The organism is Pseudomonas sp. TJI-51 (assembly GCF_000190455.2).
In the GTDB taxonomy this organism is placed as follows: domain Bacteria; phylum Pseudomonadota; class Gammaproteobacteria; order Pseudomonadales; family Pseudomonadaceae; genus Aquipseudomonas; species Aquipseudomonas juntendi.
Window position 1 is genome coordinate 17,849 of record NZ_AEWE02000011.1, and the last position, 7,395, is coordinate 25,243.

Consider the following 7,395-nt stretch of genomic DNA (forward strand, 5'->3'; position numbering starts at 1 on the left):
GGGCGTGCCCGCGAAGGGGCGCAAAGCGGCCCCAACTTACTTAACTGACTGACATTAGCCCTTCGGGCGGCGATTTTTTGCTACCTGGGCTTAGCCCTTGCGGGTCAGCAGCGCCGGGCGCTCACCGCGGGGGCGGCTTGGCAGGTCATCCAGCTGCTCAGGCGTAGGGTAACGGTCGAGCTTGGATTCCTTGCGGATGATCACCGGCTGTTTTTCCGCCTGGCGCGGGTTGCGCACGGCTGGCTCCTGCCGGGCAGCATCGTCACGGGCCGGGCGACCACGGCCAGCGCCGCCATCACGACGGGCACCGCCTCCGTTGTTGGCGCGCGGCGGGCGTTTTTCGCCGCTGCTACCGCCGCTGCGCTGCTGGCCGCCGCTACGGGCCTGGCCCTGACCACCAGTGTTGCTGCGCTGACCATTGCCCTGGCCCTGACCCTGACCGCCACCCGGGCGACGATTGCGGCCCTGGCTCTTGCCCTGGTAGGGGCTGACGTAGTCAGCGCGGTTACCGAAGTTGTCGATCTCGTCATCCAGGAACTCTTCCGGGTCACGGTCGGCCGGAACCTTCGGCACGCTGGGGCTGCTGCTGGCTTGTTGCTGCTGGCGCGGCTTCTTGTCACGCGGCTTGCGCGGCTGCTGTTGCCTGTCGCCGCTCTTTTCCTTGTCGGCGGGCTTTTCAGCTGTTTGCTGCTTGGCCTTGCCTTTGTCCTTGCCCTTGTCCTTGCGGCCGCCGTTGGCGTCTTTGCCACCTTCGCCGCGGGCCTGCTGGTTACGGCCACCGCGGCCGTTGTTCTGCGGGCGCTCGCGTACTTCGGGCTTTTCGGCTTCTACCTGGCTGGCGTCGAAGCCCATCAGGTCGCCGTCGGGAATGCGCTGGCGAGTGACGCGCTCGATGCTCTTGAGCAGTTTTTCTTCATCCGGGGCGACCATGGAAATGGCCTCGCCCGAACGGCCGGCGCGGCCAGTACGGCCGATGCGGTGCACGTAGTCTTCCTCAACGTTCGGCAGCTCGAAGTTGACCACGTGTGGCAGTTGGTCGATGTCCAGGCCGCGGGCGGCGATGTCGGTGGCGACCAGTACCCGGACGCTGTTGGCCTTGAAGTCGGCCAGCGCCTTGGTACGAGCGTTCTGGCTCTTGTTGCCATGGATGGCGGCGGCGGTCAGGCCGTGCTTTTCCAGGTACTCGGCCAGGCGGTTGGCACCGTGCTTGGTCCGGGTGAACACCAGCACCTGTTCCCACGCACCGAGGGTGATCAGGTGCGCCAGCAGGGCACGCTTGTGGCTGGCCGGCAGGCGATACACGCGTTGCTCGATACGCTCCACGGTGGTGTTCGGCGGGGTGACTTCGATGCGCTCCGGGTTGTGCAGGAGCTTGTCGGCGAGGTCGGTGATGTCTTTGGAGAAGGTGGCCGAGAACAGCAGGTTCTGGCGCTTGGCCGGCAAGCGGGCAAGTACCTTCTTCACGTCGTGGATAAAGCCCATGTCGAGCATGCGGTCGGCTTCGTCCAGGACGAGGATTTCAACGTGGGCCAGGTCGACCTTGCCTTGGCCGGCCAGGTCGAGCAGGCGGCCAGGGCAGGCGACCAGTACGTCGACACCCTTGGCGATGGCCTGGATCTGAGGGTTCATGCCTACGCCGCCGAAGATGCAGGCGCTGACCAGGGGCAAGTCGCGGGCATACACCTTGAAGCTGTCATGCACCTGGGCGGCCAGTTCGCGGGTCGGGGTCAGTACCAGCACGCGGGGTTGGCGCGGGCCATGGCGCTGCGACTTGTCGGGGTGGCCGGCCGGGAACAGGCGCTCGAGAATCGGCAGGGCAAAACCGCCGGTCTTACCAGTACCAGTCTGGGCGGCAACCATCAGGTCGCGGCCTTGCAACACGGCGGGAATGGCCCGCTGTTGCACGGGGGTCGGCTGGGTATAGCCCGCAGCTTCGATAGCGCGGACAAGAGCCTCGGAGAGACCGAGGGAAGCAAAGGACATGGGCGATCCTGTTCTCGTTTGGGCTGGGCCCGTATGGGATGTTCTGCCTGGCGCGACGGGCATCGTCGGGATGCGATCGCGTCCGGTCCAGCTGGGCTTTCACTGCACATCCGGGAAACGGAGGGTGGACGCGAAGGTGCGCCAGTGCCGATCGGGATGCCTGTTGCGAGGCCGAGCGTCCGGGCGTGAGCCGGGCGGGAAGGCCCGAGTATAACAGAGCTATCGCGCTGTGCTGCTTTCCTGCTGCTCAACGGCGTTGAGAATGTTTTTGGTGTCGCCTGTGTAGCGGTTGCTGATCGCCGTATAGGCCGCTTCCTGCTTGAAACGCCGCAGTTCTTCGGCAAACGCCTCTGCCAGTGCCTCGCGGCCCGGCTTGCGCACCAGGGCCAGGTACTGGTGCTGGCGCCTGACCACCAGTGGCAGCGCCTCGACCTGCCGTTGCAGGCCCAGCTGCTGCGCCAGGTAATGGCCAGCCTTGCGGTCGGTGATCGCCAGGTCGACACGGCCCAGCATCAGCTTGCCGAAATTGGCTTCGTGGGTGGGCGCGGCTTCGCGCTTGAAGTAGGTGGCCCCGCTGAAGGCTGCGCCATAGGTGTAGCCGGGCGAGGTGCCGACGGTAAGCCCGGCCAGGTCTTCCAGCTGGTTGACCACGTGGCGGCGCACACTGGCCTGGAACAGGATGAACTCGACCTCCGACATGGGCTCTGGCGCGTAGACCAGGTAGGGCTGACGCGACTCGGTCTGGAAAATATCGACAATACCGTCGGCCAGGCCTTGTTCGACCATTGCCAGGCAACGCTTCCACGGCAGGAACTGCCATTCCACCTCGACCCCGAGGCGGGCGAACACCAGGTTGGTCACTTCGTAGTCGATGCCGCGTGGATGGCCGTCCTGCTGGTACACGTAGGGTGCCCAGTCGTCGGAGACCAGGCGCAAGCGTTCGCCCAGGGCCAACGGGCTCAGGCAAACGAGCAGCAGGATCCAGAACAGCCGGGCGATGTTGGGCATGCCGGGAGATTACGCGCTCGGCCGGTGCAAGGCCAGAGGGCAGGGCACCGGGCCATTCAAGCGTGGGAAGACCTGAGCAGGTGATGCTCGATGTCCTTGCGTCGTTCCCCCAGCGACAAGCGCAGCCCGGGGTGGCGCAAGCACTGGCGCAGGCGCTCGGGATCGGTGGGGCCGTGGCGGGCATTGAGGTTTTCCAGGGCCTTGTCCCACCAGGCCGACGCGCAGGCGCGGTCGAACTCGTTGGCGTAGGGGTAGCAGCCGTACAGCAACTCACGGGCAAACTGACGTTCCTGGGGCGGAAGAGTCAGGCTCAATGCCTTGTAGCCCAGGCGGTGCAAGGCCGGTGGCCGGGGCAGCTGGTCGTTGACCAGGGCGACGTCGGCCAGCGCTGCCGGGCTGAGTGGATGTTGCCCATGTTTGGCCAGCCAGGCCTGGATCTTGGCGCGGAACTGCGCCTTGCGGCTCCAGTAATGGTGAATGACGTCGGAGCATGCCGCCAGCTGCAGGTGACCATGGGCCGCGACTGCCAGGCAGAATTCTTCCAGGGTGTAGGCCTCGCGCGCCAGCGGGTAGAGCGTGTCCATCAGGTCGATGGAGCGGTCCAGGGTGCCCGCGTCGGCGGCCGTGAGGCCGATCACCCCGGAGTTGACCAGGGGCATCTGGCAGTCGGCCAGGCCGCGGGACTGCAGAGGGCCCAGCAGGTTTTTATACAGCAGGCACTTCGGGTTCGCCCCATAGTGCGGGCCGATGGTGTTGCACAGCAGCTTGCCTGGCGCGACCCGGTCGAACAGTTGCAGTGGTGACTTGCGGAAAAAGGTATCGGTGTCGATCAGCACGGCCAGCGGGTGCTGGCGCAGTACCTGGCGCAACAGCACATGCTTGCTGCGAAAGTGGTAGCCGTGCGGGGCGTTCCAGGCTTGGCGCGTGGCCTCGTCCAGTACATGAGTGGTGACCGGTAGCCCGGCATAGGGTTGCGGGTTGTCGGTGTAGACCTGGATGTCCATGACGCTGCTGGCGGTGCCGCCGAGCTGGGCAAGGGCGCTGATGATGCTGAAACAGGCTTCCTGATGATAGGTCGCGGGGCCAAAAGCCAGGTAGACGAGCTGTGGGCGAGATGGCTGGGGATGCTGCATGGCAGGCAAGACCTGTGTAACCCAAAAAAGAACAAGGCCTTAGTCTATGACCAAAGCCTTAATCATTTCTTAAGCAGACATTGCCAAAAAGTTTCAGCGCGGCAGCTTGAGGTTGTTCCACAGCGCCAGGCTCGCCTCGGCCTGGTTCAAGGTGTAGAAGTGCAGGCCCGGTGCGCCGCCTTGCAGCAGTTGTTCGCACATGCGGGTGATGACTTCTTCGCCGAAGGCCTGGATGCTTGCGGTGTCATCACCGTAGGCTTCCAGCTGCTTGCGGATCCAGCGCGGAATCTCGGCGCCACAGGCATCCGAGAAGCGTGCCAGTTTGCTGTAGTTGGTGATTGGCATGATGCCCGGCACCACCGGGATATCCACGCCCAGCTTCTGCGCGCGCTCGACAAAGTAGAAGTAGCTGTCGGCGTTGAAGAAGTACTGGGTGATGGCGCTGTCGGCACCGGCCTTGACCTTGTGTACGAAGTTGCCCAGGTCGGCCTCGAAGTTGCGCGCCTGTGGGTGCATTTCGGGGTAGGCAGCCACTTCCAGGTGGAAGTGATCGCCGGTTTCCGTGCGGATGAACTCGACCAGGTCGCTGGCGTAGCGCAGTTCGCCGGAGGCCATGCCCATGCCCGACGGCAGGTCGCCGCGCAAGGCCACGATGCGCTTGATGCCGGCGGCCTTGTACTCGGCCAGCAGGGCGCGCAGTTCAGCCTTGGTGTCGCCCACGCACGACAGGTGCGGGGCGGCCGGTACCTGTACTTCGCTTTCCAGCTGCAGCACGGTGTTCAGCGTACGGTCGCGGGTCGAACCACCGGCACCATAGGTGCAGGAGAAAAAGTCCGGGTTGCAGGCAGCCAGCTGGCGGGCTACACCCATCAGCTTTTCGTGACCGGCATCGGTCTTGGTCGGGAAGAACTCGAAACTGTAGCGGCGTTCTTGTGACATCAGGCGTTCCTCTGGCAGCAAGCTGCAAGCGGCAAGCGGCAAGCGGCAAGCTTCAAGCTGCAAGTAAAAGCCAGATCGGTGATGGCCGGTCTGGCTTGGTCATCGTTCAAGGTTCAAGAGGCTGGAGCTACAAGCTGCGGTCTGCTTCTGCTTGCAACTTGCAACTTGCAACTTGCTGCTAGCAGCTCCAACCCTGCCGCTTAGTAGCGGTAAGCGTGCGGCTTGAACGGGCCTTCGACGGTAACGCCGATGTAGTCGGCTTGCTGTTTGGTCAGCTGGGTGACCACGCCGCCGAAGCCGCGGACCATTTCCAGGGCCACTTCTTCGTCGAGCTTTTTCGGCAGCACTTCCACGGTCAGGCGCTCGGCCTTCTTCTCGGGCGACAGGTCGGCGAACTTCTGCTCGAACAGGAAGATCTGGGCCAGGACCTGGTTGGCGAACGAACCGTCCATGATGCGGCTTGGGTGGCCGGTGGCGTTGCCCAGGTTTACCAGGCGGCCTTCGGCCAGCAGGATCAGGTAGTCGTCGTTCTGCGGGTCGAAGCTGCCGGCACCGGTGCGGTGGATCTTGTGCACCTGCGGCTTGACCTCTTCCCAGGCCCAGTTCTTGCGCATGAAGGCCGTGTCGATCTCGTTGTCGAAGTGGCCGATGTTGCACACCACGGCACGCTTCTTCAGGGCCTTGAGCATGTTGGCATCGCAGACATTGACGTTGCCGGTGGTGGTCACGATCAGGTCGATCTTGCCCAGCAGGGCTTTATCGATGCTGGCTTCGCTGCCGTCGTTGATACCCTCGATGAACGGCGATACCACCTCGAAGCCGTCCATGCAGGCCTGCATGGCGCAGATCGGGTCGACTTCGGTGACCTTGACGATCATGCCTTCCTGGCGCAGCGACTGCGCCGAACCCTTGCCCACGTCGCCGTAGCCGATCACCAGCGCCTGCTTGCCCGACAGCAGGTGGTCGGTACCACGCTTGATGGCGTCGTTCAGGCTGTGACGGCAGCCATACTTGTTGTCGTTCTTGCTCTTGGTGACCGAGTCGTTGACGTTGATTGCCGGGACTTTCAGCTCGCCCTTGGCCAGCATGTCCAGCAGGCGGTGCACGCCAGTGGTGGTTTCTTCGGTCACGCCGTGCACGCGGTCCAGTACCTGCGGGTACTTCTTGTGCAGCAGCTCGGTCAGGTCGCCACCGTCGTCGAGGATCATGTTGGCGTCCCATGGCTGGCCATCCTTGAGGATGGTCTGCTCCAGGCACCACTCGTACTCTTCTTCGGTTTCACCTTTCCAGGCGAACACCGGGATACCGGCAGCGGCGATGGAGGCGGCGGCCTGGTCCTGGGTGGAGAAGATGTTGCAGGACGACCAGCGCACTTCGGCACCCAGGGCTACCAGGGTTTCGATCAGCACGGCGGTCTGGATGGTCATGTGGATGCAGCCCAAAATCTTCGCACCCTTGAGCGGTTGCTCGGCCAGGTACTTGCGACGCAGGCCCATCAGCGCAGGCATTTCCGATTCGGCGATGATGGTTTCGCGACGGCCCCAGGCGGCCAGGGAGATGTCGGCGACTTTGAAATCGGTAAAACCAGCAGGCATGTTTGCAGCGCTCATGAGAGCCTCCATTCGTAGTGTGCGAATGGGCGCCGTTGTGCGTTAAGCGCCCGCGAGAGCGAGCAACGCCCCATCCGAGCCTGACAGGCCTAGCCTGCTGCAGCGCCCCTCGGACAGGTGGCGGGCATGGCACCGCTGTGGGCAACCATGTGAAGCGGCGCAGATTATAGCTGTGCCTGCCGGGTTGCCCAAGGTTTTCTGTCGATTAATCGCGACGATAGTCGATGTGCAATGGAGCGATCGCAGCTGCTCTGCCATCATGGGCGCACGTTAGCCAAGCAGGTCAGGAGTACTGATGAACTTTCACACCCGCAAGTGGGTTAAACCCGAAGACCTCAACCCCAATGGCACCCTGTTCGGTGGCAGCCTGTTGCGCTGGATCGACGAAGAGGCGGCGATCTACGCCATTGTGCAGCTGGGCAACCAGCGCGTGGTGACCAAGTACATGTCGGAAATCAATTTCGTCAGTGCCTCGCGCCAGGGCGACATCATCGAGCTGGGCATCACCGCGACGGAGTTCGGCCGCACCTCGATCACCCTCAAATGCGAGGTACGCAACAAGATCACCCGCAAGAGCATCCTGACCGTGGACAAGATGGTCTTCGTCAACCTGGGTGAAGACGGCTTGCCGGCGGCCCATGGGCGAACCGCGATCAAGTATGTGCAGGACCAGTTCCCGGATTCTGCCGTCGAGTGATCGTATGGGGCTGCGCTGCAGCCCA

The 7,395-nt window shown here is 63.6% G+C and carries 6 protein-coding genes and 1 riboswitch; of the genes, 1 reads left to right on the forward strand and 5 read right to left on the reverse strand.

Features of this window, described 5'->3' with window-relative positions:
• Window positions 1-90 precede the first annotated feature (90 nt).
• The 5 genes from G1E_RS02630 to ahcY form a co-directional block, all read right to left on the reverse strand.
• Window positions 91-1,983, reverse strand: a complete 1,893-nt coding sequence (locus G1E_RS02630; protein WP_009682832.1) for a DEAD/DEAH box helicase — start codon at window positions 1,981-1,983, stop codon at window positions 91-93.
• Window positions 1,984-2,202: 219 nt separating this feature from the next.
• A complete protein-coding gene (locus tag G1E_RS02635; protein WP_009682833.1) occupies window positions 2,203-2,991 on the reverse strand; it encodes an ABC transporter substrate-binding protein in 789 nt (262 codons plus the stop codon).
• A 56-nt stretch (window positions 2,992-3,047) separates the two neighbouring features.
• Window positions 3,048-4,124, reverse strand: a complete 1,077-nt coding sequence (locus G1E_RS02640; protein ID WP_009682834.1) for a hypothetical protein — start codon at window positions 4,122-4,124, stop codon at window positions 3,048-3,050.
• A 93-nt stretch (window positions 4,125-4,217) separates the two neighbouring features.
• The gene (metF, locus tag G1E_RS02645) at window positions 4,218-5,063 is read right to left on the reverse strand and encodes a methylenetetrahydrofolate reductase [NAD(P)H] (RefSeq protein ID WP_009682835.1); all 846 of its coding nucleotides are present in this window, start codon (window positions 5,061-5,063) and stop codon (window positions 4,218-4,220) included.
• Between the two features lie 200 nt (window positions 5,064-5,263).
• The gene (gene ahcY / locus G1E_RS02650; RefSeq protein ID WP_009682836.1) at window positions 5,264-6,673 is read right to left on the reverse strand and encodes an adenosylhomocysteinase; all 1,410 of its coding nucleotides are present in this window, start codon (window positions 6,671-6,673) and stop codon (window positions 5,264-5,266) included.
• 20 nt (window positions 6,674-6,693) lie between these two features.
• Window positions 6,694-6,790: riboswitch (S-adenosyl-L-homocysteine riboswitch) on the reverse strand.
• Window positions 6,791-6,968: 178 nt separating this feature from the next.
• On the opposite strand from ahcY, the gene G1E_RS02655 reads away from it, so the two are divergent.
• Window positions 6,969-7,370 carry an acyl-CoA thioesterase gene (locus G1E_RS02655; RefSeq protein WP_009682837.1) on the forward strand — a complete coding sequence of 134 codons (402 nt, stop codon included), beginning with the start codon at window positions 6,969-6,971 and terminating at the stop codon, window positions 7,368-7,370.
• Window positions 7,371-7,395: the final 25 nt, after the last annotated feature.

Bases quoted from the DNA above. Each gene is read 5' to 3' on its own strand.
- G1E_RS02630 (WP_009682832.1), bottom strand. From the start codon at position 1,983: ATGTCCTTTGCTTCCCTCGGTCTCTCCGAGGCTCTTGTCCGCGCTATC.
- G1E_RS02635 (WP_009682833.1), bottom strand. From the start codon at position 2,991: ATGCCCAACATCGCCCGGCTGTTCTGGATCCTGCTGCTCGTTTGCCTG.
- G1E_RS02640 (WP_009682834.1), bottom strand. From the start codon at position 4,124: ATGCAGCATCCCCAGCCATCTCGCCCACAGCTCGTCTACCTGGCTTTT.
- metF (WP_009682835.1), bottom strand. From the start codon at position 5,063: ATGTCACAAGAACGCCGCTACAGTTTCGAGTTCTTCCCGACCAAGACC.
- ahcY (WP_009682836.1), bottom strand. From the start codon at position 6,673: ATGAGCGCTGCAAACATGCCTGCTGGTTTTACCGATTTCAAAGTCGCC.
- G1E_RS02655 (WP_009682837.1), top strand. From the start codon at position 6,969: ATGAACTTTCACACCCGCAAGTGGGTTAAACCCGAAGACCTCAACCCC.